Source organism: Fimbriimonadia bacterium (assembly GCA_039961735.1).
Lineage (GTDB): Bacteria > Armatimonadota > Fimbriimonadia > Fimbriimonadales > JABRVX01 > JABRVX01.
In genome coordinates this window covers 1-25,699 of sequence record JABRVX010000041.1, presented here as the reverse complement: position 1 = coordinate 25,699, position 25,699 = coordinate 1, and the positions used below count along the sequence as shown (strand labels likewise).

Here is a 25,699-nt window from a genome sequence, read left to right as displayed (position 1 = left end):
GTGGCGAAGATGGGAATGGAGCGTCTTGACGGCCGGTGCGTTCTGTGTGGTAAGTCTCGCGATCAGGTACGGAAGCTGATCGTCGGCCTATACGGGGGCGTATGCTCGGAATGCATTGACCTGTGCCTGGACATCATGCGGACCGAGCCGCCAAAGACCCAGAAACCGGTCGGCCGCACGTTCGTAGAGACCATTCCCAAGCCGAGAGAGATATACGAGTTCCTCTGTCAGTACGTGGTGGGGCAGGAGGCGGCAAAGCGAACCCTCTCCGTCGCGGTTTACAACCACTACAAGCGCGTTCGGATGAGCCCAGGCTCCGACGTGGAGCTGCAGAAGAGCAACATCATGCTGGTAGGGCCGACCGGTAGCGGCAAAACACTGCTAGCCCAAACCTTGGCCAAGATCCTCAACGTTCCTTTTGCCATCGCCGATGCCACGTCCCTAACCGAGGCGGGTTACGTGGGCGAGGACGTCGAGAACATCCTCCTGAAGCTGTACCAGGCGGCCGATACCGGCGACCCGAAGACCACGGTGGAGGCGGCGGAGCGCGGAATCATCTATGTGGACGAGGTGGACAAGATCGGGCGCAAGTCCGACAACCCTTCGATCACGCGCGACGTGTCCGGAGAGGGTGTCCAGCAAGCGCTGCTCAAGATCCTGGAGGGGACGATCGCGAACGTGCCGCCGCAGGGAGGCCGCAAGCACCCCCATCAGGAGTACATCCAGATGGACACCTCGAACATCCTGTTCATCTGCGGCGGGACGTTCGAGGGAGTGGAGAACATCATCGCACGACGCCTGCGCGATAATTCGATGGGCTTCCGAGCAAAGCCTGCTAGCAAGTCCAAGCCTGCGCAGAGCCTTTTGCCTCACTTGCTTCCCGAAGACCTGCTTCGCTTCGGGTTGATTCCGGAGTTCATCGGGCGACTGCCAGTGATCGCCACTCTGGATCCGCTGGACGAAGCAACCTTGGTGCGCATCTTAGTCGAGCCTAAGAACGCGCTCGTCAAGCAGTATCAGAAGTTCTTCGACATTGATGGCGTGGAGCTGGAATTCGAGGAGGGGGCCCTTCAGGAGATAGCGCGGGAGGCGATGAAGAGGGGCACCGGCGCTAGGGCGCTTCGGGCAATCATTGAGACCATCATGGTCAACGTGATGTACGAGGCTCCGTCCACGCCGAGCATCAAGAAGGTGGTCATCCCGCCGAAGCCGTTCAGTGAGGGCCAGCAGCCGCGAATGCTGACTGCGGACGAGATCAAGCAGGCTAGCTAGGGCGGCGGATAGATTATGCGCGTGCGCGAAACGGCTCAGCGGAGTTCAACGCGACGGCGACGCAGCGGCGAACGCGACGGTGGCCTTTCCACACTGCCGGTTCTTCCCATCCGCGACGCGGTGCACTTTCCGGATGAACTCTCGACACTGCTCGTCGGGCGCGAGAAATCCCTGAGAGCGCTGGACCGGGCCCTGAAGACCGACCGGTTATTGCTCGTCGTGGCCCAAAAGGACGTGGCCATCGACGAGCCGGAACCGAGCGACCTGTATCGTGTGGGCGTGGTGTCTGAAGCGGTGCAAGCGCTGCCGGTCCCAGACGGCACCATGCGTGTAGTGCTCCGAGGCCAGCGTCGAGCCGAGATTGCAGAGATCGTGTCGTCTCACCCCTTCGCTTTAGCCGCCATAAAGCCGATCGAGGTGACCGAGACGCACTCCTCGGAGATGGAAGCACTCATGCGCGAGTGCGCGAGCCTCTTCGAGCGAGTCGCTCAGATGAGCAAGCAGGTCCCGGCGGAAGCTGTCACCTCGGTCATGTACATCGAACGCCCCGGCCGATTGGCGGATGCGGTGGCTCACCACCTGCCGGTGAAGCCTGCACTGAAACAGCAGGTGCTGGAAGCTGCGGACACGAGGGAGCGGCTGGACGTGGTGATTCGCCTCCTGCTGAGCGAGCTCGAGGTGCTGCAGGTGCAGCAGGACATCCGCAGTCGCGTCGAGCGCGAGATGGGCGACACCCAGCGCGAGTATTACCTTCGCGAGCAGCTCCGCGTCATTCAGCAAGAGCTGAACGAGCGAGACGAGCGCGGAAGCGAGATCGAGGATTACGCCGAACGAATCGCCCGCGCGAAGATGCCGGAAGAAGTCGCAGAGCACGCCGAGCATGAGATCCGACGACTCGAAAAGATGCCGAGCGCAGCGCCGGAAGGCGTCGTGATCCGCACCTACCTGGACTGGCTGTGCGGATTGCCATGGGCGGTGGAGACGGACGACACCGTGGACATTCGGGTCGCGCACCGGATTCTGGACGAGGACCACTACGGTCTACAGAACGTGAAAGAACGCATCATCGAGTTCCTGGCGGTCCGACAGCTTACGTCGCGTCAGAAGGGTCCGATCTTGTGTTTCGTCGGACCTCCTGGCGTGGGAAAGACCTCGATCGGGCGCAGTATCGCACGAAGTATGGGACGCAAGTTCGTGCGGGTCTCGCTGGGCGGAGTGCGGGACGAGGCGGAAATACGAGGCCATCGCCGCACGTACATCGGCGCAATGCCCGGGCGAATCATTCAAGGCATCAAGCAGTGCGGCACTCGCAATCCCGTCTTCATGCTGGACGAGATTGATAAGCTCGGGATGGACTTCCGAGGGGATCCGACGGCAGCGCTTCTAGAAGCCCTGGACCCCGAGCAGAACGACCGTTTCTCGGACCATTATCTGGAAGTGCCGTTCGATCTGTCCAACGTGATGTTCATCATGACCGCGAACATCTTGGACACCGTGCCACCCGCCCTCCAAGACCGCATGGAGACGATCCGTTTCCCAGGCTACACGGAAGAGGAGAAGCTGGCCATCGCCAAGGGCTTCTTGCTTCCGCAGAACCTTGCCGAGCACGGCCTCACCCCGAGCAAGCTGAAGATGGACGACGCCGCACTGCTGATGGTAATCCGCAGCTACACTCGCGAGGCGGGCGTGCGCGGGCTGGAAAGGGAGATTGCGCGGGTCTGCCGTAAGGTCGCGCGCAAAGTCGCCGAGGGAACCACGCGCTCCACCACCGTTCGCACCAAGAACCTCGCCGACTACCTGGGACGACGGCGGTACCGCTACGGTGTCGCGGAGGCGGAAGATCAGGTGGCCGCCGCCACCGGCCTGGTGTACACGGAGTTTGGCGGTGACATCATCACGATCGAGGTTAGCTTCGTGCCGGGCGAGGGCAAGAATCTGTTGCTGACGGGACAGCTCGGCGACGTGATGAAGGAGTCGGCTCATGCCGCTCTCACGTTTGTGAAGTCTCGGGTGGAGCGGCTCGGCGGGAACGCGGAGTTGTTCCGAAAGCACGACCTGCACATTCATGTCCCTGCTGGAGCGGTGCCGAAGGACGGGCCGAGCGCGGGCATCACCATCGCGGTTGCTTTGGCCAGCGCGGTGACCGGTCGGCGGGTGCATCGGGACATGGTGATGACCGGGGAGATCACGCTTCGGGGCAAAGTGCTTCCGGTCGGGGGCATCAAAGAGAAGATGCTCGCGGCCCACCGAGCGGGCATGTCCAACGTGATCCTGCCGAAGGACAACGATGCCGACCTCGCCGACTTGCCCGAGGTGGTGCGCGAGACGATGCACTTTCACTTGGTCTCGACGGTGGACGAGGCCCTACGCCTTGCGCTGGTCTAGGCACTCCCGCCCGGTTGTCCGACTTACGGTCCTGAGTACAATGCCGCTCGGCAACCCACGAGGGACCCCTGGCGTATTGGAGTCGAATGCGGGTTAGCCCGCGTCGGCTCGCAGGTGAGCCGACGATCATCCCAACGTAGGGTAACTAAGGAGGATTTCGTGAGACTACTGCACCTTCCGGCCATTTCTGTAGCCTGTGCGCTAGTTGCCGCCGCGGTCGCACAGGATGGCTATCTGCTTCGACTCAAGCTCGAGCCCGGCGTGATTACGTCATACAAGGTCACCAACAACATGAACGGCACCATGAGCGGTGGCATGATGGGCGGGGACCAGGCCCAGGAAATGGTGATCAAGCAGACGATGGTGATGCGCCACAAGCTGGCGGGGGTCAAGGAGAACATCGGTACCTTCATCACCACCTTCAAGGACTTCGACATCGAGATGACCATGGGTGGTATGGACATCTCCCAGTTCGCCGGAGCCGACAAGGACCAGGTAGAGAAGATCGTTATTACGTCCCGCATCAACGAGCGCGGTGAGATCGTCGAGACCAAATTCGAAGGCCTGCCGGAGTCGATGGCAGGCATGAGTATGACGGGCGGCATGAACTTCAACATGATGGCTCTGATGCCCGTGTTCCCCGAGAATCCCATACAGATCGGCGAGAGCTGGACATCGGTCGTCAAGAACCCAATGCTCGCTACGATGGGCGAGCGCGCCCAAAAAATGAAGCTCCCGGACCTGAAGATCGTGTCTAAGCTGGAGGCCATAGAGAAGCTGAAGGACGTGGACTGCTACCGCATCAGCTTCGACCTCGACTTCCCGGTGGATATGGACATGAGCGGCATGATGGGCGGCGGAGGCGGTGAAGACACCTCCGTCAAGTCCACCGGCACGTCCAAAATCAAGGGCGTGGTGTGGCTGAACAAGGACACCTGCGCGCTCGCCAAACAGACCTTCGACTCGCAGGCCGATATGACCATCACCGTCCAAGGTATGACCGAGATGGAGATGAAGATCAAGATGGCGGGTAAGGGGTCGGTCGAGCAGATCGAGACGAAATAGGTTCGCTGCGATTGATACGGGACTCGGCCTCTGTGCGCGACAGGCGGGCGAACTGTGACTAGCCAGCGCGACGAGGACGCACGGAGGCCCGCTCGTGATTGACCGGAGCGGCCTGAGGGCACGTAGAACGGGGAAGAAGGACGCAGAATGTCAAAGAAAACACGCGCCGTAGGCTCGCTCCTCGGCATATTCGCGCTACTAGCAATGCTGGCCGGCTGCACGGCGGAGCCCGCACAGACGGGTGAAGGCGAGAACGGCAAGCAGTCCACAGCCAAGACCGAACCAAAGGCGGATGATATCCAACCCAAGTCGGACGTCGTCGCCACCGCCGAGCCGGCAGACCCTGGCACGGTTACCGAACCGGCGGTCGAGAAAGCCACAGAGGACCCGGCGAAAGTCGGCCCGTGGGACCTGAGGGTCCGGTTTAAGAAGGGCGAGGCACACACCTATTCCATCAAGAGCGACAGCTCGGTCAGCGTCAAGATGGGCGAGGGCGACCCCATGCCGCCACAGCAGATGACCGACGAAGCTACCATCTCGGTAAAGGCCCTCGAGGCGAGTGACAAGTCGGCCAAGGTCGAGTACAAAGTCACTCCCAAGAAGAAGGGCGCAGAAGCAGAGAAACCGACGACGCTCGTAGTGTCGGTCGACAGCAAGGGTAACTCGAAGGCGGAGGGGGAGTCGAAGGACCCTCGCGACCGAATGCTCGCCTCGTTGCCGCTCGCTGCGATCCATTGCCCGGACAAGCCCGTGAAGCTGAACGACAAGTGGACTGCGAGTATTCAGCACCCGCTGAAGGCGTTCCCACAGCTCGCCATGATGGGCCTCAAAGTCGCCGACACGATGAAGATTGCATATCAAGTAGTCGGAGTTACCGACAAGGGGCTCAAAGTGCGCGCCACTGCGGGAGACAAGCTCACGCTGGACGTAAAGGAAGGTACCGCGGGCACCCCCGGACCGGGGCATGTCGACATCTCGCTCCAGTTCACGATGGACTACATCGTGGACCCGAAGACGGCGCAGGTGTTGAGTGCCAGTATCGTCCAAGCTTCTAAGTCCAACGTCGAGCAAACGATGGGCGAGGGCAAGAAAGTCAAGCAGAGCAGCGACTCGAAGACGAAGATCACGCTGAATCGAACGAAGTAAGTCGAGGCCGTCATGAGGCGCGGGTTCTTCGGACTGGTCGCCGTGATTCTGTGCAGCAGTGTGCCGGCGCAGGAGTACAACCTGCGCCGGCTGTTTCGTGCCGACGAGCTTTGCACCTATGCGATGTCCGTCGAAGCCTCTCTCAGCATCCGATCGGGCGAGCTGCGGTTCGACAAGGCGGAGTACACGGCCACAGCGAGGCTGAAGACCGCAGGCATTCGTGAAGGAATCGCCACCCAGTACCTCAGCTTCCAGGGAGAGCCGGCAGTAGTGGCGGCACCGAAGATTGGCTTGGCGGCCGCGAGGCTGCCCGAGCTGATCGTGGGTGCAAAGGTACAGAACGCAGGAGTGGTGTCATGGGAAGCAACTGCGGGCACGTTCAAGGGACCACTACCCTGGCACGCTCAGTGCTTCGTACCGAGCGAGTGGGCGCCACCGATGCCCAGCCGCCTGTTACCCATTGCCGCTTCGTACAACGCAGAACTGGTCTTTGCGCTGGCCGCGTACCTTCCCGAGCCCGGTTGGCCGACGGAGGTTCGCGTCCCCGCCGAGATCACGTTCCTCGGCTCAACGGGGCCGCGCGATGCCATGCTGTTCCGCTTGTCGCGAGAGGGTCAGCTAGCGCTGAACATCGCTTCTGCCGACAGCAAGGGCGAGGCCAAAGGCAGCTTGAAGGCTCTCGGGAACTGGAGCCTGGACGCAGCGACTGGGAGACTGGTCGAATGCGACCTGACCTGGCTGATCCGTATCGAGGTAAGCGCGCCCGCCGACCTCGGGGGACCGAGAGCGATAGACGCGATGGTGCACCTCGAGGGGAAGCTGATAGAGGTAGGATCGGTACGTGACCGCTGACCCGGAGACTAGAATTCGGGAGCTGCGAGATCAGATCGAGCGCGCCAACCGCATGTACTATCAGTTGGACGCGCCCGAAATATCCGACGCTGAGTACGACGCGCTTATGCGCGAGCTACTGGAGTTGGAGGAGGCGCATCCCGAGTTGCAGTCCCCCGACTCCCCTTCTCAGCGCGTGGGCGCTCCACCGCTCCCCCAGTTCTCGCCGCACACTCACCTAACTCCGATGCTTAGTCTGGACAACGCCTTCGGACCCGACGAGCTGCGGGCCTTCGACGCACGGGTGCGCCGCGCGCTGGGACTGCAGGGGGACCAGTCGGTCGCATACATGGGCGAACTGAAGATTGACGGTCTGGCCATCTCGCTCACGTATGAGGAAGGAGTGCTGACCACGGCCGCTACGCGCGGGGATGGGCGGACGGGGGAAAACGTCACGCCGAACGCCAAGACGATCCGCGCGATCCCGCTCCGTCTCGAAGGCGCCGTCCCGAGCCCTCTCGAAGTGCGAGGCGAGGTGTACATGCTTCACCCCGAGTTCGCCCGCGTGAACCGCGAACGCGAGGAGAATGGTGAAGCCCCCTTTGCCAACCCCCGCAACGCAGCGGCCGGATCCATGCGTCAGCTCGACTCGAAGGTAACTGCTTCGCGAAAGCTGGGGTTCTGGGCATACGGCATCGGAAGGCCGGAGATCACCGGCGTCAGTACGCAGTCGGAGCTTCTGCAGTGGCTTTCGCGACTGGGCTTCCCGATCAACCCTCACGCTCGGCTCTTGAATGGTATCGAGGAGTGCGTGGAGTTCACCGAGCATTGGCGTACGGCTCGCGAAGAGCTTCCCTTCGATGCCGACGGCCTCGTGTTCAAGGTGAACTCGCTGGCTCTGCAGGCGGAGCTAGGCAGCACAGCACGAGGGCCGAGGTGGGCAATCGCCTTCAAGTTCCCTGCCGCCGAGGAGCAGACGGTTATTCTGGATGTGACCTGGCAGGTGGGCAGGACGGGCGTGCTGACCCCCGTTGCCGAGCTCCAGCCCGTATCCGTTGGAGGAGTTACGGTTTCGCGAGCGACCTTGCACAACGAGGGGGAGATCGAGCGCAAGGGATTGCAGATAGGCGACCGGGTTTCGGTGCGGCGCGCAGGTGAGGTGATTCCGGAGGTCGTGGCCGTGGTGGAGCGGTCGCCGGAGTCGCGCCCCATCGTTCCGCCGACCCACTGCCCGGCATGCGGCTCAATGGTGGAGAAGAGCGAGGAAGAAGCCGCTCGGCGATGCGTAAACTTCGCCTGCCCAGCCCAGACGCTCGAGCGCATCAGGCATTTCGCGAGCCGAGATGCCATGGACATCGTGGGGCTGGGCGACAAGATAGTCGCTCTGCTGGTGGAGAAGGGTTTCATCACCGACGCAGCCGATCTGTACGTGCTTCACGAGAGACAGAAGGAGTTGGAGCAGGTGGAGGGACTCGGGGAACTGAGCGTCGCCAAGCTACTCGCTGCCATCGAGGACTCGCGGACGCGCCCGCTGGAGCGGGTTTTGTTCGCACTCGGCATCCGGCACGTGGGCGCTTCCGCTGCAAGAAACCTCGCTCAGCGCTTCGGGTCGTTCGAACGACTGATGGAGGCGGACGAACAGGAATTGCTCGGCACGGAAGATGTCGGGCCAGCCACAGCCACCGAGGTAATGGAGTTCTTCCGACGAGATGAGAATGTCCGGTTGGTAAGACGGCTGCTGGAACACCTGAAGCCGGAGGGCCCGAGCCAGGCGCAGGGATCGCTTTTCGAGGGTCAGACGTTCGTGTTCACCGGAACGCTTCAGCACATGAGCCGCGAGGAAGCCGAGGCGCTGGTACGCAGCATGGGTGGACGTGCTGCAAGCAGCGTAAGCTCGAAGACCGACTTCGTGGTAGCAGGCGAGAAGGCAGGCTCCAAACTGGACCGCGCGCGAGAGCTCGGAGTACCAGTGCTGACCGAGGACGAGTTCCTTAGTCGCTTGAAGGACTTGGGCGAAGGACAGAGCGCGGGACCCGCGGAAACGCTCTTCTGATGATGCCGACTGCAATAGCACTCATACAGGACGTCCCCGACTTCCTGGAGATCCTGGCGAAGCTCGGTTTGTCCGCGCTCCTCGGCGGGGTGATCGGGTGGGAGCGCGAGCGCGCGGGACGACCGGCAGGTGTGCGCACCCACATGCTCATCGTCTTGGGCTGCACTCTTTTCACCGAGCTCTCGGCCCAGTTCGGGAGCGGTACCGACAACTCGCGGGTGGCCGCACAGATCGTGACCGGCGTCGGCTTTCTGGGCGCGGGGGCAATCATGCGTCGAGGGGGCGAGATTCGCGGCCTTACTACCGCTGCGAGTGTGTGGATCTCTGCCGCTATTGGTATGGCGGTAGGGGTAGGAGGCGAGTATTACTTGATTGCCGTCGCTGCGACTCTGCTTGCCCTGCTGACACTTGGAGTGGTGGACGTGTTGACCGATCGCGCCTTCGGGAACCGCGCCCACTGCGACTTGGAGGTGACGCTTCAGGTCGGCGCGCCTGCTGCATCGGTGTTCGCCCTACTCGAGGAGTCCGGCATCGAGCTGATGCGATCCCAACGCTCCAGCCGGCACGACGGCGCCGTGTTGGACCTCACGCTTGCGGGTTCGCGCGCGGACCTCCACTCGGTGATTGACCGCCTCGCCGCACTGCCCGAGGTGAAGTCCGTCGTCCGCGATCATGCCTAAGGGCCCCCTGGCCTGGCCCCGCCGCTCCGCGACCGGTAGAATCGTTTCACCCGGCACCTTCGCGCCTTCCGGTTGCGAGTGCTGGCAGACGTGGAGGAGGACCCTGCGAGATGGACTGCACGCACGCTGCACCGATGACTGCCGAAGTGAACTGGGAGGTGGCACGGTCGTTTCACGGTCACCTGGGGCCGTGGTTAGCGCTGGGTCTGAAAATCGGTCACGAGGCTGTTAGGCGACTGAACGCGGAGCCGCACTGGGGCCTCGATGTGAAAGCCGAGTGCACACTAGAGCCTCCAGTCTCCTGCCTGCTGGACGGGCTGCAGCTAGGAACGGGCGCCACCTATGGCAAGCGGAACATAGAGGCAAAGCATTCGGACACCGTGTGTGTGCGCACGGTGAACACGGAGAGCGGCGAGGGCTTGGAGTTCCACCTGCGCCCCGAGGCAGAACGCCTGTTCGACGAGTGGTACCAGGCAGTGGGCGAGGACGAGACCGCCTATCGTGTGTATGCTGCCGAACCCTCGATGCTATATGAGGTGGTCGAGACGAAGGCCGGTGAATAGCACGTCCGTAGCGGCAGCCAGGCAGCGTGCGAGAGAGGTGTCTCTGGCCGCAGTGCTATGTGCACTTGGAGTAGTACTACCTCAGCTTTTCCATCTTGTTGGTCAAGGCGCGACGCTGCTCCCGATGCATCTCCCCGCCCTGTTGGCTGGATTGCTGCTGTCACCTGCTAGCGCTCTGAGTGCCGCCGTGTTGATGCCATGGGTATCCATGGGCCTGACCGGCATGCCCCCGCTACCGTTTGCTCTGCTCATGACCATCGAGCTGGGCGTGCTGGTCATCTCTGCTTCGGTGTTGCGACATGTGGGAGCCTCCGTATGGATAGCTGCTGCCGTCGCTCTGCTACTGAGAATCGCTGTGACGTACGGTGTGGTTGCGTGGCTGTCAAGCCTGCTGAGCCTGCCACCGGACATCACAGCCTCGGCCGCGGTCATTTCCGGATTGCCTGGTGTGGTGCTGCAGATAGCAGTGGCGCCCACGGTCGCTCTCGCCGTGCTGCGACGTTCGTGGTCGAAATCGTGAGTCGCCTCGACGTACGAGTGCGGCTACTATTCCTGACCGGCCTCATCCTCTGCGTTGGTCTGACGCCGACGACGCGCACCGCATCGCTGATAGGTTATTCTGTTTTAGTCGTGTCGGTCGTCTTGGCAGGGCGTGTTTCGCTGCGGTGGCTGGCGTGGAGACTATTACCGTTCCTCGTCCTCCTGCCATTCGGGTGCATTGGTGTGTTGTTCGGCGCCGACCCTGCCAGTCTGCTGACACTCTGGTTACGGGCTGTGCTGATAGCACTGTGCGCTCTCGCATACACGTGGACTACACCCTTCGCCGAGACGGTAGCAGCGATGGCATGGTTCAGGGGGCCGGGCGTCATGGTGGCAATCGCCGCACTCGCCTGTCGCTTCCTGTCGGTGCTGGGAGCCGAGGCCACCAGCATGGCGCGTGCTTACGCCGCCCGCCGCCCACCTCCCGGAGTAGCCCGAGCCGTAGTAGTCGGTGCCAGACTGAGCGGATCTCTGGCTTTGCGAGCCTACCTAAGGTCCGAGCGCATTGCCGATGCGATGGTAGCGAGGGGCTACGACGGCACATTCCGTGTTCTGCCCCTGCCTCCGATGTCACTGTCGGGATTGCTAGCGGCTCTGCTGTCATTGATAGTGCTAGTAGCCGTGTGGTTTCTAGGCTAATGGAATTGCTGCGAGTTGAAGAACTGACCTATGCATACACCTCGGATGATACGGTGTTGGACGGCATCACATTCAGCATCCGAGAGGGAGAGACCGTCGCCCTTGTCGGGCCGAACGGCGCCGGCAAATCCACGCTTCTGCTGTGCATCGCAGGCATCCTACCTGCTTCCGGCAAGGTACGAGTAGGTGACGTCGATCTGACAGATAGGGAGGGCAGAGCGGCCATGCGGAAGGTAGGCATTCTGTTTCAAGACCCGGACGATCAGTTGTTCCTGTCGACCGTGTTGGATGACGTGGCCTTCGGACCACTCAACTTGGGCGCATCCCCACAGAAAGCACGCAGCATTGCCGAGCAGGCACTGGAGGCGGTAGGGATGAGTTTTGCCAAAGCTCGCTCGCCAGACAAATTGAGCGCAGGTGAACGAAAAAGGGTCGCACTGGCAGGCGTCTTGGCCATGAAACCTGACTTGCTGCTGCTCGATGAGCCGTCGTCCGGTCTGGACCCTCGGTCGCGCAGGCAATTGATCCGCCTCCTCTCGGCACTGCCAGAATCCAAGCTGATCGCGACGCACGACCTGTACTTGGTACGCGACCTGTGCGAGAGAATGCTCGTCATGGACGGTGGCAGGATCGTGGCCAGCGGGCCCACTCGTGAAATACTCACGCACTCGGACCTATTGCAACGGCATGGATTGGAGTTCCCTGACCAGGCTCTGTACTAACTGCCATGATCTAGCCGTAGGCCCAGTTCACCGGCTAGGCGGAGCGCTTCTCGGTACTCGGCATCGCTGATGCGGCGGTAGATCTCAGGGAAGCTGCGGAGCGACACGAGACCTGCGGGCCGGTATTGCGCCATCACGTTGACGTAGGTATCCGGCGCGATCTCGGTTGCCAGGAAACGAAGAATTGCCGTGGTGTCGTCTCCACGCCCAGGCATCACCAAGTGCCGAACGAGCACGCCACGCACGGCGAGGCCTCGCTCGTCGAACCGTAACACTCCTACCTGCCTATGCATCTCACGGATCGCTTCGCGGGCCGCTTGTGGGTAGTTCGGTGCTGTTAGGTATCGCTCTGCAGCATCTTTGTCCCACAGCTTGAAGTCCGGCATGTAGATGTCCACGATACCATCCAGTAGGCGCAGCGACTCGAGGGAGTCGTAGGCCGAGGTGTTGTACACGATCGGCAGGCAGAAACCCTTGGCCACCGCGATGGGCAGCGCCTCCAGGATGTGCGGCACCACGTGGCTGGGAGTAACCAGGTTGAGGTTGTGGCACCCATATTCCTGCACGGCGAGGAAGATGCGCGCCAGGCGCTCGGCGGACACCTCGACCCCCTCCTCGCCATGGCTGATGTCGAAGTTCTGACAGAACACGCAGCGGAGGTTGCATCCTGCGAAGAACACGGTCCCGCTGCCGCGCGTACCGCTAAGGCACCGCTCTTCGCCGTGATGGGGGCCATAGCTGGAGACCTTAGCGTGCCTCCCGATTCCGCATGTGCCGGTTTCTTGGGCGCGATCCACTCTGCACGCACGTGGGCATGTGCGGCAGTCCGCGAGCATCTCGCGTGCCGCCACGGCTCGGCGCTCCAGCTCGCCACTCTCGGCCAACGACAGGTACGCCGGGCGGAACTCACGGGCGATGTAGCGGTCTTGGTCACTCATCATCGTCGCAGCATCCGCGGCTCAGAATGGTGGCAGAACGACATCCTCGCGGCGCTCCCGCGGCCTGACGTCGAGACGCAGCAACTTGCCTCCCTTATATACACCCTCCACGGTAGTCTTCTTTGGAGCACACAGTTTGAACTCGACGTCCCACTCCTTTGGCCACGCAGGCAGCAACAGGATTTTGTCGTCGTCCCACTGCATCAGCATCGTCTGCAGCGCCATCATCCCGTTGCCCCCATGGTCCTGGTCCGGTATCCAGTCGAAGTTCGGACCCCAGAATGCGGGAAACCGGCTCCCCTCGTCCTTCATGCCGAAGCGCTTCACCAGGTACTGCTTGGCTTCATCCGCCATCCCGACAAAAGCCATCTGCGTCTCGTCTTGCTGCCAACCCCAGTAGCCCTTGAACCTCCTGTGTTCGATCGCACGCCGCGCCACCTCGAGATCTGGCTTGCCCACTCCATACAGCCGATAGGGAAAGATCGCGTACAGCTCGGGGTTCTCCACGTTGCTGAGTTGCGCGAAGGTGTCGGCCGGGGCCAGCATCGGCAGCCCGTCCTCTGTACGCGTGGGTATCGGTGGCAACTTTTCGAGCACGCTAGTCCAGTACCTCTTCCGGTCGGCTCCGACGGCACCCTCTGGCAGCTTCAGCGCCTGCTGTAGCACGAAGCGCAGACCGGCGACCTCCGGCAGTGGGTTGACGCAGTCCCACCAGGTCTCCAGCGCTTGTGCAGGATGGAATCGTATCTTCCCGTTATCGTCCTCGGGATAGTGCTCGGCGAAGTAACGGACGATGTCATCAACTAGCGGCAGCATCGTATCACGCAGGAAACCCTCGTCCCCGGTGAAGTGGTAGTAGTCCAACATCATCGCACTCAGCTCGAGTCCACCGGACATGTAGTTGCCGATGTAGTGGTTCAGTGGTGGCCACAGCCCCAGGCCCTCGCGGTCCCATCCATAGCCCATGTCGCCGTTGTGATATGTGCCCCAGAAATGGATCGTCTCTGGAAAACAGGCTCCCTCGTGGCCGAAGTACAGCTTTGTCCGGATGCGCGCGAGTTCCAGAGCGTTCCTATACATGCGAAAGAGCGGGAGCATCATCTCATGGTCGCCCGATGCCAGCAAGGGCCAATAGGGCAGACGGGTGTTTTGGAACCAGTACGCGCCGCCCCAGCGCCGATAGTCCGGATCGTACTTACCTTGGACGTCCACCGTGAAGATGGATCCGTTGAACTTGATCGGATACGCGCCTCTACCAGCGCAAGCTGTCATGTATCGTTGAAGCACGTAGCCCCGCGTGACCACCTCGTGCTCGTCTGCCTCAGCTCTCTCGACTGCTACCACACCGCCATTGACATACAGGCACTGATCCCCCTTCTGCGCGTCGAACACACCTACCACGTGTGTCCACTGGTCAGTGGGTAGCTTGGCATCGTGGATCAACACGCCGTGAGCCGTGATCAGTCGCAGAGACGAGCCTGGGTACGTGTCCAGCAGGTATCCGTTCTGCGTGCCTGCCTTGGACTTGTCTACGATGCGGCCCCCGCCAGGCGGCAGCGCCCCAGGCTTCACCCACGCCTCCAGCGTGATCGCGTCGCTGAGGTCCAGGGATCCGGAGTCCGCGACCTGCAGATAGCCTCGTCCCGAGAAGCTGAGCACGTCGGCGGCGGTCTCCACATCGCCGATCACATCTATTGCCGTGCCACCTAGGGCACCGCCCACCTCCACCACGCAGCCGGGGGGTACATCGCCGCCCCCTGCAAGTCGCTTCACCTCGTCCTTGTCCAAAGCACGCGAGTACACGCGCACCCCACGCATCTGACCTACGAAGCGGTTGTCCCCTTCGCTGTCCGCACCGATGCGAAGTGGCAGGTCGTTGGTCTCCATTGGAACTGCACGAAGGCGCGGATGCGAGTCGGTGATCCTGATCCAACTGCGATCCCAGAACTCATGCCACCATTTGCGATGTTCGCCGAGAGCGCGAGAGCTATCCATCGCACTGGCCGCGCGAACAGTCTCCTCTGCGCGGCGTACCCACTCCTCCGGCGTCGGGGTCGTCGCTGTTAGGGGGTAGATGCGAAGCGCGAAGGATCGCGATGGTTCTGCAGTCACGAGGGTGGTGTCCGAGTGTCGCACGAGACCGTCCCCACGCATGATTGCGCCGAATGTGCGATTGAGCAATGGGTCGTCTTGGCGATCCAGGAGCTCGGTCAGCCCCTGGTGGCGGAGCGAGGCCTCCCAGAGGGACTTCTCGTTGCGGTGATACCACACAACGTCTTCCTGGCGCCCGGTAAGCACGACGTCCGGATACGAGATGGCAATCTCGCCCTTGTAGAATGTGTCCACGCCGAACATCTCACCCTCTTGGTCCAGGGGCCGTTCACGTCGGCGCCAGTTCTCCAGCGTAGCTCTCACATGCACCGGCTTCTCACTCTTGCCATCCAGCCTGATGACGGGACGGTTGGCATCCACCCAAAGACGTAGCGAGACCCTCTCCCCGGGACGCCCCGCCTCGACCACCATCTCACCGTCACGCAGTCTCAGTTCTTGTCGAAAAGGCAGGCCGTTGGCGAATGGATTTGGGTGAATGGCAACCCTTATTCGGCCCAGTTTCAGCAAACGCGCATAAGCATCCCATGCGTCCGTCTTGCTGATGTAGAACAGCAGGTCTCCATCCGCCTCCACCCAAGCGTTGAGCCCGATGTCTCCGTTCCCCAAGGGCATCGAGCCGGAGGAACCAGTGCTGGGTGAGTCCCAGACGACGTTGTAGCGGTCCACCGGGTCCCCAGCCACGGCATAACCTCCTGCAAGGACCGCCGTCAAGGCGGCAACGACACGACTTCGGATCTGCCTGCTCACCATCCCACCTCTCCTCACGTGAGACCCGTTGGTGCAGTTCGAGGTCGGAGGCCCACTTTCCTTGCCCAACGGCATGGCCCGTCGCGAGTAGGGTATCACTTGGCCCGTGTTGTGCTCGACGCCGATACCTTCGCCATCACGGACAGTTGCTGCGTCGTCGCGGCGACAGTCCTGCGGTACACACCAGCGGACCTACCCGCGAACGAGCGTCCAAGGGCCGGCTGGGTCCCACGGTACGTCCGGTCGCTACCGCATCGGGCTAGAGTGCCGTTCTCGAGGTGACTCGCACTGAACGCTACGGTAGCGTATCTTCGATCATACGGATTGCTGCGCCCGAGCACACTCGTTGCGGCGGGTGCCTTTCTCCTCACGTGCGCAGCGGGGTACGTGTTCGCGCTCTCTCGGCCGCTTGCGGAGCGTGCAGAGCTGCCGCTCAAGATGACGCTCTCGGTTCCGATCATTTACGCGTTCCTGTACGCCGCGCTGACACTGGGGTCGGCACGCGTGGTGGCAAGATGGCGCGAGCGCGTTGATGCGAACCCCGCACTGATCTGGACCTATCCATGCCTAGTAGTACTTCTCTACCTCGCGTTCGCTGTACCGACCCAGCAGGTGCGACTGTGGGAGTTCTCGACGCTGTTAGGTTACGCCTTCGTGCCGGTGGCCCTGGCCACGCTGCGACGGCTTTGGGCGGACTGGCTCATCGCGGTATGCCTGTGGTGGCCGGTGCAAGTGAAGGCGCTCAGCTTGCCTCAGATGCCGCTGGAGAATGGCGGCCTGCCTACCGAGGTGCTCGTCGCTGTTACCATCGCATTCTGGACCCTGCTCGTCGTGCGCAGGCTCGAGGGTTTCCACCTTCCGCTAACCGTGCCACGGAGCGACTTGAAATACGGCCTGAAGCTCTTCGCGGTGTTTGCCGTGGTTATGCTGCCGCTCGGTTTGCTGACAGGCTTCCTGGAGTGGAGACCGTTCACGTTGCATCATACATATGGTCTGTCGAACGAGGTGGGACCGTTTCTGCCGTTTCTGTACGCACTGCTTCCGTTCGGGCTCTACTTCACGGTTGCCGTGCCGGAGGAAGCGCTGTTTCGCGGCATCGTGCAAAATCTGTTGGGCCGCACTCTCCGGGCGCCGCTCGTGGCGCTGGTCTGCTCTGCCCTCCTGTTCGGCGTCGTGCACTCTAGGGGGCAGCACGAGCCGTTCTACCTAGCCATGTACATGGTATTCGCTGGGCTGGCGGGTGCGTTCTACGGTTGGGCGTACTACAACACGGGTAGGTTGGCCGCAGGGGCCGTGATGCATGCAATGGTGGATTGGACTTGGCTGATTCTATTCAATCCTAACTGGCAAGGATAGCCTAACCGGCGGTCGAGAACCGCATCTTGAGCAGGTTGCGAATCTGTAATACGGTGAAGCCAATGAGCAGCGAGCCCATCACCCATGCCGCTGCGGTGGCATAGCCGAACTTCAGGTACATAAAGGCGTTGTACCACACCTCCAGCCCGAGCACGCGTGTCGCGTTCAGTGGCCCTCCGCCGGTCATTACGAAGATGTTTTCCATCGCCTTGAAACTGGCGATGAACACACCTACCAGGTTGATGAGGATGAGCGGCTTCAGCCCAGGCAAGGTGATATGTCGGATCTTGTGCCAGATGCCCGCGCCGTCGAGGTCCGCGGCCTCGTACGCCTCCTCGGAGATGTTCTTCATGGCTGCAAGGTAGATGATGCTTCCCGGGCCAGCTCCCGCCCACACTGCCACGATGACTACGGACAGCATGGCGAGGTTCGGGTTGCCCAACCAATCCTGGGTAACGGCAACCTGCCCGAGGGAAGTGCCGAGTGCGCTATTGATGCTCGAGATCAGAGCGTTCAACCCATGGAACACCGGAGCTAACAGGGTGTTGACCAAGCCGGTTTCTGCGGCGTCATAGAAGTCACGCCACACGAGCATGATGACGATGCCGCTCGTGACGGCGGGTAGGTAGTAGAGGGTGCGGAAAAGCATCTTACCACGCGGAATCTCATTCAGACCGATGGCTAGTACCAAGGGTGCGAAGAAGCCGATGGCCAGTGACATCGCCGTATACAAAGTGCTGTTCCACAGTGATATCCAGAAGGTGTCGGAGAAGAACACCTCGATGAAGTTATCCATGCCCGCCCACTTGGGTGGAAGCAGTATCTTGTAGTCCTGGAACGCGATCACCAGGCCACGGGCAAGCGGATAGTACGCCCATACTGCTATGGTCACGACGGCGGGAAGCATCAGCAGCCAAGCGGTAGCCCACTGCAGTGGGCCCCGCGTGCCTGCCGGGCGGCTGACCGGTCCGTCGTCGGTCGGTTTCCTGCGTACCACCCATCTTATCACGAGAGCGGCGACGATCACTAACACGCCCGCGAGGATGCTCCAAGCCCACCGTCGCCGCGCTTCCATCACCTTTGGCGGCACGTAGTTGAGCATCTTGCGATTCATCTCGGCAGCTGCGTCGTCGAGCAGCATACGCGAGTCCAGCTTCGGGTTCTGCACCGCGCGCTCGAGTGGCGTGTCCAGTAGCAGATAGACCAGCTGGGTGTTCTTGCCATTCACTTCTGGATGGCCATAGCGGAACATTTGCTCGTTTGCCGCCACCCACTGCGGATCCACCTCCCGGACGTAGCGTTCGTAACCGAACTTCTTCAGGTGATATGGATTGATCAGCTTGGCAAAGCCCTGCTTTACGAAGGCTTCGGTCTGAACGCGTTGTGCCTCTTCGCCCGCCATGAACTTGATGAACTGCCACGCGGCGTCGCGCTTACGCTTATCCTTGATCGTGGCATTGATGGCCCAACTGCCGGCGTTGATCTCATTGCCCCATCCGGCCGGCCCCTTGGGAATAGGCGCGATGCCCAGCAGCTCGGGGTTCAGCTCGGACATGTTCACCATCACATCGCTGGAGTAGGAAAGCCACATGGCGACGCGTCCGGCGTTCACGTTCTCCCACAGCGGCATGTTGGTGGGGGCGATAGGCCCCATCACCTCCCCGTTGGGCCCTCGCCAGGTCTCCGTGGTGAGGCGCTTATAGAAGTCGAGGGTCTTCACGCCCGCATCGGTGTTGAACGCTGCCCGGAACTGCCCGTCCGGCCCACGCTTCAGCACTTCGCCCCCGGCGCCCCAAAGGAAGTTGGTCCAGAACCACGACTTGCCCTGGGGCGCTTGGTCGAACATGAACCCATACATTCGCGGGTTCTTCCGGGTGAGCCTGCGGCCGTATTCGATGAACTCGTCCCAGTCCCGGGGCGGGCGGTCGGGGTCCAAGCCGACCGATGCGAACAGATCCTTGCGATAGTACAGCGCCATGCACACCTGGAACCATGGCAGGCAGTATACGTGCCCGTCGAGGGTGAGAACCTCGCGAATAGTGGGGTGGACGGTTTTCCAGACGTCGGGGTCCTTCGCGATGTACTCGTCCAGCGGGTACATGAAGCCCTGCTCGTAGAAGTTCCAGAGCTGCCGGAAGTTCACATAAAACACGTCCGGAGCGACGTCGCCTGCCATGGACATCAGAAAGTTGGCTTCGCTTGCTGGCCCCCGGATCATCAGCCCGCCGATGGCCTCGATGCGGATGTCGGGATGGGCTTTGTGGAAAGCATCGAACACGGCGCGGCTCGCATTAGAGCGAGGGTCGCTGGCTTCCTTAGGCGGGATGCCCCAGGCCCCGATGCCCCCTAGCATTCGCAGCCGCACGACCTCCTCGTCGGCCCACGTAGGGCTGACAAGGAAGCTCGCCAGAACGAGCCAGAGGCAGGCACAAACGCATCGCATCCCGCCGGATCGTTCGCGGTTTGGTCTGGGAGGTCCTGTGTCGGTTAGCAGGGTACTGTGCCCGCTCGTCTAGCAGGTTCGCTGCCCAGGGGGCGCAATCGCCGCTTCCGTCTTTCGTTCTCGGTCCGGAATGTGGAATGAACACACGGGGCGTTCGCGCGCTGCCCGTGCGTTTTGCTATGCATACCGGCGAAATCTTCGTACAGGAAGGGCTCATCACTCCCGAGCAACTCGAACACGCGTTGCAGGTGCAGCGCGAGTCGGGCGGCTCGGACACCATCGCGCGTGTACTGGTGAAACTCGGCGCCATCTCTGATAAGGACCGGCTTCGCTGCATGGGCAAGATGTGGGGCGTTCCCTTCGCCGACCTATCTGAGCGCCCGCCCTCTCCCGAAGCAGCGATGCTGATCCCGGGAAGGATCGCCAGGAAGCTCAAGAGCATTCCCGTCAGCCTCAGCGACGGCTCGCTGCACCTGGCGATGGCGAATCCGCTGGACGTGTTCGCCATCGACGAGGTGCGCTCCATCGTGGAGATGGATGTGGAGCCGATGATCGCCTCCGAGGAGGAGATCTCCGCCTGCATCGAGGCGATGTACAAGGCCGATGCGGACGTTCACACCGCACTGAAGGGTGTGATCTCGCAGTTCGAGGACGACATCCTGGTGACGGATGCCGGCGGTGACGAGGACGTTTCGGTAGACGAACTGCGCGAAATGGGAGAAGAAGCTCCCGTCGTCCGCCTGGCCAACCTGATTATCACCCAAGCGATCGCGGACGGAGCCAGCGATATTCACGTCGAGCCGCATGCCAACGGGGTGAAGGTTCGATACCGCATAGACGGCGTGTTGACAGACGCGATGAACCTGCCGAAGAAACTGTTTCCACCGCTCTCCAGCCGCCTAAAGATCATGGCGGACATGGACATCGCCGAGAAGCGCATTCCGCAAGACAACCGAATCGGAGCGGTGATCGGCGGTCGGGAGTTCGACTTTCGCGTCTCCACGCTTCCGTTGATCCACGGCGAGAAGATTGTGTTGCGCGTGTTGGACAAGCAAAGCATCTCGATTGGCCTGGAGAAGCTAGGCTTCCTGGATGACACGCTCGGCCTGCTGAGGAGGCTGTGTTCGCACACGTTCGGGATACTGCTAGTCACGGGACCGACGGGCTCCGGCAAATCCACGACCCTGTATTCAATCCTCAACCAGGTCAACACGGGCTTGACGAACATCTCCACCATCGAGGACCCGGTGGAGTACGAGCTGCCGGGGGTCAACCAATGCGGTGTGAATATTCGGGCAGGCATGACTTTCGCCGCGGGCCTGCGCGCACTGCTTCGGCAAGACCCGGACATCATCATGGTAGGCGAGATGCGCGATACGGAGACTGCCACCATTGCCATGGAGGCCGCTCTCACGGGGCACCTCGTGTTCTCCACCTTGCACACCAACGACGCCCCCAGCGCGCCGAACCGACTACTGGATATGGGTGTCGAGCCGTTTCTTATCGCATCGTCCATCATCGGAGTGCTCGCCCAGCGATTGGTGCGTGTGGTGTGCCGCAAGTGCGCGGAGGAGTACGAGGAGAGTCTGGACGCTTTCCGACGATACGGTTTCGAGATTCCCGAGGAGGTGGTTCGCGAGTCGGGCGGCAAGGTCACGCTGAAGCGAGGCAAGGGCTGCGACTACTGCAAGGGCACGGGCTATAAGGGTCGCACGGGTGTTCACGAGCTGATGGAACTAACAGACGAGCTGCGTGACATGGTGTTGAAAAAGGAGCCCTCACACAAGTTACGCATTCTAGCTGAGCAACGGGGCATGCGCAACCTGAAGGACGACGCCGTGACCAAGGTGTTGCGGGGGACTACCACGTTGGACGAGGTGGTCCGCGTGATCTACAGCGGGTGAGCGGTGGCATGACGGCATACCCACAACCAAAAGGCACCGTGGAGCGGATCCTTGGCAAAGTCAAGGAGATCGCCGTGCTTCCGCAGGTTGTTTACAAGGTCATCGAGATCACTGGCAGCCAGGTGTCCAGCCCCAAGGACATCGAAGCTGCTGTCGAAGTGGACCCTGGTTTCTGCGCGCGCATACTGCGCGTGGTGAACTCCGCTTACTACGCTCTCCCGCGTCAGGTGAGCTCGATACGCGAAGCTGTTCTGCTGTTAGGTTTTCGGGCTCTGCGCGAACTGGCAATGACGATAGGTGCATTCGACCTCTTCATGGGAAAGACCGACAAGGGCAGTATGCGGCGGCGTGTTTGGTGGCGCCACTCGCTGGATACCGCGTTGGCCGCCAGGGCTATGGCTCGCGTGCTTCCTGATATGAATGTCGACGAGGCACACGCCGCAGCGTTGCTACACGACATAGGCAAGCCGATGTTGGATCGGCACATCGGTGGAGGATACGATCAGACAGAGCTGCTGATCTCGGCAGGCATGCCTATACTGGAAGCAGAGCGGCGCACGCTAGGTGCGGATCACTGCGAAGTAGGTGTCGCGGTCGCCACGCTCTGGCGCTTCCCCGCAGCCCTGACAGAGACCATCGGGTGCCATCACGTACCTGGACCGGACATGGACTATCCCAGGCTCTGTGCGCTGGTTGCGCTGTGTGACGCATTCTCTCACTGCAAGATGGCAGGTTCGGACCCGGTAGGCGTCATCCCCGAGTGGGCGCAGATGGCGCTCGGAATCGATAGCGACCAGGCACTGGCCGCCTACGAGGTCTGCTGTAAGGCGATCGACGACTCGACATCTTTTAACGGTGCTTTCTAGGAGGTAGATAGATCATGCCGCAGTATTTCGACTGGAAGAAAGTCGTTCCACAGGACATCGAGTGCCCGACTCAAGGGATGTCCGAAGCTCGCAACGAACTGGACGTGGAGCGCGAGCTGATACGTAAAGCTCATGGCTATGACCCCGCAGAGGTACCGTCTGTCGAGGAGCTTCATGTAGACGACCTGCTGCGGGAGTGCGTCGAGCGAAAAGGTTCGGACCTGCATCTTACAGTTGGACTTGCACCCGTGATTCGAGTGGACGGCGAGCTGCAGCATCTGCAGTATCGCCGGCTAGAGGAGCATGACACGCGACGACTGGTTTACGACGTGTTGTCCACCGACCAGCTTCAGACCTTCGAGCGGACCCACGAGCTGGATTTCGCCTACGGAGTGAGGGGAATCGCGCGTTTCCGCTTCAACGTGTACATGCAACGCGGCTCCGTGGCGGCAGCCATGCGAGTGATTCCCTCGCGCATACCGTCCTATGAGGATCTGCGTTTGCCCAGTGTGATACGGGAGTTGTCGAAACGCAGCAGTGGGTTGATTCTGGTTACAGGACCTACCGGGTCCGGCAAGTCGACTACCATTGCCACGATGATTGACGATATCAACACCACTCGTACGTGCCACATTATCACCATCGAGGACCCAATCGAGTATCTACACACGCACAAAGGATGCATGGTGAATCAGCGCGAGGTGGGACAAGATACCGATGGCTTCCACAACGCGCTGCGCGCGGTACTGCGAGAGGATCCGGACGTCATCCTCGTGGGTGAGATGCGGGACCTCGAGACCATCCAGGCGGCCCTGACGCTGGCGGAGACGGGACACTTGGTGTTCGGAACGCTACACACGCGGAACGCTCCACAGACCATAGACCGCGTGATTGACGTCTTTCCCCCTCAGCAGCAGGAGCAGATCCGTGTCTTGCTGAGCAATACCCTCGAGGCAGTTATCTCGCAGCAGCTACTTCCGATGCTGGGAGGCGGTCGCATCGCCGCCATCGAGATCATGGTGGCAACGGCGGCCATACGAAACCTCATTCGCGAGGCGAAGACTCACCAGATGTACTCCATCATCGAGACTGGATCGGAGTATGGGATGCAGACAATGGATCACAGTCTCGCTCTACTGCACCGCCAGGGGTACATCAGTTTCGAGGAGGCGAGCCGAAGGGCGATTGACAAGGAGACGTTCGTAAGATTGGCAAAGGCGGCCTGAGCGCCCAACGAAGCGCGCCGACGACGCCTGTCGAGGCAGTCCTCGACCGCGGACCGACGGGTGCCGCGACATCCTCGAAGGCCCGACCCCCGGGAAGGGGTCGGGCCTCGCACTTACGTATCGACGTGCTACTAGTATCCCATCATTCGCAGCTGGAGTCGATCCACTGCGTAGTTGTGCGGTAGCGCGCTCGATGTTAGAAGCCGAACTCGAACCTTGTTCGAACTCGAGATGTAGCTCGACACCCCTGACGGGAAGTCGATAGCCCATGTGTTCTCAGTCAGCCCGATGTTGGAGCTGATGAGGGCGTACTCCCACCTAGCAGAGGCCCAGTTATACAACTGTACTCTCTGGATGCCCGGGTTGGTCGCGAACGCGGTGAGGTCTATGACCCCCGATACCTTGGACCCCGTCCCCACGTCGAACTGCGCGTAGTAGTCGGTTCCGTAGGTCTCGCGGATTGGGAACCCCGGTATGATGTATGTGAACAGGACATCCGACTCGGTACCGAGGCGGTTCCCGTCGAGAGCATGCAGCGACGCCACGTTGCCATACGTGAACATGCCCAGTTGCACAGTAATCGACTCCGCCTGATAGGTGAACTCGGACGGAGGACCCTGCAGCGACTGAAGTGCTGCAGCTACGTTGATCCGGCCGTAGGCGACCCAGTTACCGACGTTGACACAGGTGCTCTCGATAGCGTTTCGAACCACAACGGCGTTGGCGTTCGAGCGGGTTGCCGAGTACTTGCTGTAGACGAGGCCTGCGGCACCTGCCACGTGCGGACATGCCATCGAGGTACCGTCGAGGTTCGTGTACGAGCTGCCGTAGGTGGAGTAAATGCTAACTCCCGGCGCCGCAACGTCCACCCAACTCGCGCCGTAGTTCGAGAACGAGGCACGGGTATCACTGGTCGTGCTGGCAGCCACCGCGATACAGTTGGTGTATGCCGCCGGATAGAACTGCTGAGTCGTGCCGCTATTGCCAGCAGCAGCTGCCACCACGACACCGTTGTTCCAGGCATTGTTCACCGCGCTCTGCATGGTACTGCTGCCCGAAGAAGAGCCGAGGCTGAGGCTGATGACCTTCGCACCGTTGCTGGTAGCGTAGTTGATACCCTGCGCGACAGTAGAGTCACTGCCGGAGCCGCCGGCTCCCAGCACCTTCACAGCCATCAGCTTGCAGTTGAACGCTACGCCTGCGATACCAACTCCATTGTTCGTCGCAGCGGCGGCGATGCCCGCGCAGTGCGTGCCGTGACCGTTATCGTCCATGGGGTTGCTATCGTTGTTGTAGTAGTCGTAGCCCCCGACGTACTTGCTGCTCAAGTCGGGGTGGTTGTAGTTGATACCGGTGTCCACGATAGCGATGACCGTGCCCGCATCGCCCTTGTGCAGGTCCCATGCAGTCTCGCAGTTGATCTTCTTGGGCCCCCACTGCTGGCTCCAATACGTATCGTTCGGTGTGAACTCGGCATATACTACACCGTCCGGCTCGGCGAAGCGAACCTGCGGGCTCTTGCTGATCTGAGCGATCTTGGCGAAGATGTCGGTATCCTCAGGGTAGAGGACGACTGCCACCTTGATCTCGGGCATGTATACGTCCACCACACCCCCGAACATCGCAGTGCCCTTCTGCACGGCCGGGGTAGCAGCACCCTCTCTGAAGCCTACGAGCACCCGACCCTTATAGTAGGGCTTGCCGTCCTTGTCCACGGCGATCGGCGTTCCCGCCAACTGGGCCGACGCCATGCACGCGGAGACTGCAACGCACAGCGCGGTGACGATTCGTAAAAAGTTCATTCCCCACTTCTCCTTCGTAGTTGCCCTGCGGTCTCGTAGATGGGCTGTCGGACGGGTTCTGCTTCGCGGCGACACCGGTCGCACGCAAAAAGAACTCCGCCAACCTTCCGCCGCCGGCTATGCATACGACAAGATTCGGGCCGAAAGAGTTCCTGGGGGTTGCGTTCGAGTTTCTGGTCGAATGCACAGGGGGATTGGATCTCGGAAAATCAACTTGCGGAATAAGGCCGCGGGCCGGCATCTGCCGGCCCGCGGAACCTATGGTTTCAAGTGGTTTCAAGCTCTGGCGGCTACGGCATCCCGGTTAGGCCGAAGTTCACCAGTACGATGTTCAGGTCCGAGAGGGCAACCACACCGTCCCAGTTCAGATCTCCGGAGCCGGTCTCACCGATGCGGGTCAACACCAGGT

General features: G+C 61.3%; 19 protein-coding genes. 15 read left to right on the top strand and 4 right to left on the bottom strand.

Translation table 11 applies throughout. The features are described from left to right. Nucleotides 1-9 precede the first annotated feature (9 nt). From clpX to HRF45_09950, 11 genes are all read left to right on the top strand, one after another. Nucleotides 10-1,272, top strand: coding sequence for an ATP-dependent Clp protease ATP-binding subunit ClpX (clpX, locus tag HRF45_10000; GenBank protein ID MEP0766855.1), 1,263 nt, complete (start codon nt 10-12; stop codon nt 1,270-1,272). A 15-nt stretch (nt 1,273-1,287) separates the two neighbouring features. Continuing rightward, on the top strand, nt 1,288-3,657 hold the full coding sequence (gene lon, locus HRF45_09995) for an endopeptidase La (GenBank protein MEP0766854.1): 2,370 nt from the start codon (nt 1,288-1,290) through the stop codon (nt 3,655-3,657). Between the two features lie 159 nt (nt 3,658-3,816). Continuing rightward, the gene (locus HRF45_09990) at nt 3,817-4,722 is read left to right on the top strand and encodes a hypothetical protein (protein ID MEP0766853.1); all 906 of its coding nucleotides are present in this window, start codon (nt 3,817-3,819) and stop codon (nt 4,720-4,722) included. Between the two features lie 147 nt (nt 4,723-4,869). Next, complete coding sequence (locus tag HRF45_09985; GenBank protein MEP0766852.1) at nt 4,870-5,868, top strand: hypothetical protein; 999 nt, start codon at nt 4,870-4,872, stop codon at nt 5,866-5,868. Nucleotides 5,869-5,880: 12 nt separating this feature from the next. Next, on the top strand, nt 5,881-6,720 hold the full coding sequence (locus HRF45_09980; protein ID MEP0766851.1) for a hypothetical protein: 840 nt from the start codon (nt 5,881-5,883) through the stop codon (nt 6,718-6,720). After that, nucleotides 6,710-8,752 (top strand): NAD-dependent DNA ligase LigA, encoded by a 2,043-nt coding sequence (gene ligA / locus HRF45_09975; protein ID MEP0766850.1) that lies wholly within the window; start codon nt 6,710-6,712, stop codon nt 8,750-8,752. The genes HRF45_09980 and ligA overlap by 11 nt, the downstream gene beginning before the upstream one ends. After that, nucleotides 8,752-9,432 (top strand): MgtC/SapB family protein, encoded by a 681-nt coding sequence (locus HRF45_09970; protein MEP0766849.1) that lies wholly within the window; start codon nt 8,752-8,754, stop codon nt 9,430-9,432. The genes ligA and HRF45_09970 overlap by 1 nt, the downstream gene beginning before the upstream one ends. Nucleotides 9,433-9,542: 110 nt before the next feature. After that, complete coding sequence (locus tag HRF45_09965; protein ID MEP0766848.1) at nt 9,543-9,995, top strand: formylmethanofuran dehydrogenase; 453 nt, start codon at nt 9,543-9,545, stop codon at nt 9,993-9,995. Next, a complete protein-coding gene (locus HRF45_09960; protein ID MEP0766847.1) occupies nt 9,988-10,515 on the top strand; it encodes a hypothetical protein in 528 nt (175 codons plus the stop codon). The genes HRF45_09965 and HRF45_09960 overlap by 8 nt, the downstream gene beginning before the upstream one ends. After that, a complete protein-coding gene (locus HRF45_09955) occupies nt 10,512-11,174 on the top strand; it encodes a hypothetical protein (GenBank protein ID MEP0766846.1) in 663 nt (220 codons plus the stop codon). Before HRF45_09960 ends, HRF45_09955 begins: the two co-directional genes overlap by 4 nt. Next, complete coding sequence (locus HRF45_09950; GenBank protein MEP0766845.1) at nt 11,174-11,896, top strand: ABC transporter ATP-binding protein; 723 nt, start codon at nt 11,174-11,176, stop codon at nt 11,894-11,896. Before HRF45_09955 ends, HRF45_09950 begins: the two co-directional genes overlap by 1 nt. Here the strand turns inward: HRF45_09950 and HRF45_09945 are convergent. Both HRF45_09945 and HRF45_09940 read right to left on the bottom strand, forming a co-directional pair. Beyond that, entirely contained in the window at nt 11,893-12,834 is a 942-nt protein-coding gene (locus HRF45_09945; GenBank protein MEP0766844.1) for a radical SAM protein, read from the bottom strand. The two genes, HRF45_09950 and HRF45_09945, sit on opposite strands and share 4 nt — an antisense overlap. A 21-nt stretch (nt 12,835-12,855) precedes the next feature. Beyond that, complete coding sequence (locus tag HRF45_09940) at nt 12,856-15,696, bottom strand: hypothetical protein (protein ID MEP0766843.1); 2,841 nt, start codon at nt 15,694-15,696, stop codon at nt 12,856-12,858. 321 nt (nt 15,697-16,017) lie between these two features. Between HRF45_09940 and HRF45_09935 the strand changes: the two genes are divergently transcribed. Continuing rightward, complete coding sequence (locus HRF45_09935; GenBank protein MEP0766842.1) at nt 16,018-17,049, top strand: CPBP family intramembrane metalloprotease; 1,032 nt, start codon at nt 16,018-16,020, stop codon at nt 17,047-17,049. Between the two features lies 1 nt (nt 17,050). On the opposite strand, the gene HRF45_09930 is transcribed toward HRF45_09935, so the two are convergent. After that, the gene (locus tag HRF45_09930) at nt 17,051-19,492 is read right to left on the bottom strand and encodes an extracellular solute-binding protein (GenBank protein MEP0766841.1); all 2,442 of its coding nucleotides are present in this window, start codon (nt 19,490-19,492) and stop codon (nt 17,051-17,053) included. A 179-nt stretch (nt 19,493-19,671) separates the two neighbouring features. Here HRF45_09930 and HRF45_09925 point away from each other — a divergent pair, with 179 nt between their 5' ends. From HRF45_09925 to HRF45_09915, 3 genes are all read left to right on the top strand, one after another. Further along, nucleotides 19,672-21,396, top strand: a complete 1,725-nt coding sequence (locus tag HRF45_09925) for a type II/IV secretion system protein (GenBank protein ID MEP0766840.1) — start codon at nt 19,672-19,674, stop codon at nt 21,394-21,396. Between the two features lie 8 nt (nt 21,397-21,404). After that, complete coding sequence (locus tag HRF45_09920; GenBank protein MEP0766839.1) at nt 21,405-22,262, top strand: HDOD domain-containing protein; 858 nt, start codon at nt 21,405-21,407, stop codon at nt 22,260-22,262. A 77-nt stretch (nt 22,263-22,339) separates the two neighbouring features. Beyond that, complete coding sequence (locus HRF45_09915) at nt 22,340-23,488, top strand: type IV pilus twitching motility protein PilT (GenBank protein MEP0766838.1); 1,149 nt, start codon at nt 22,340-22,342, stop codon at nt 23,486-23,488. Nucleotides 23,489-23,619: 131 nt separating this feature from the next. Here the strand turns inward: HRF45_09915 and HRF45_09910 are convergent, their stop codons facing one another. After that, the gene (locus HRF45_09910) at nt 23,620-25,290 is read right to left on the bottom strand and encodes a peptidase S8 (protein ID MEP0766837.1); all 1,671 of its coding nucleotides are present in this window, start codon (nt 25,288-25,290) and stop codon (nt 23,620-23,622) included. Between the last annotated feature and the right edge of the window lie 409 nt (nt 25,291-25,699).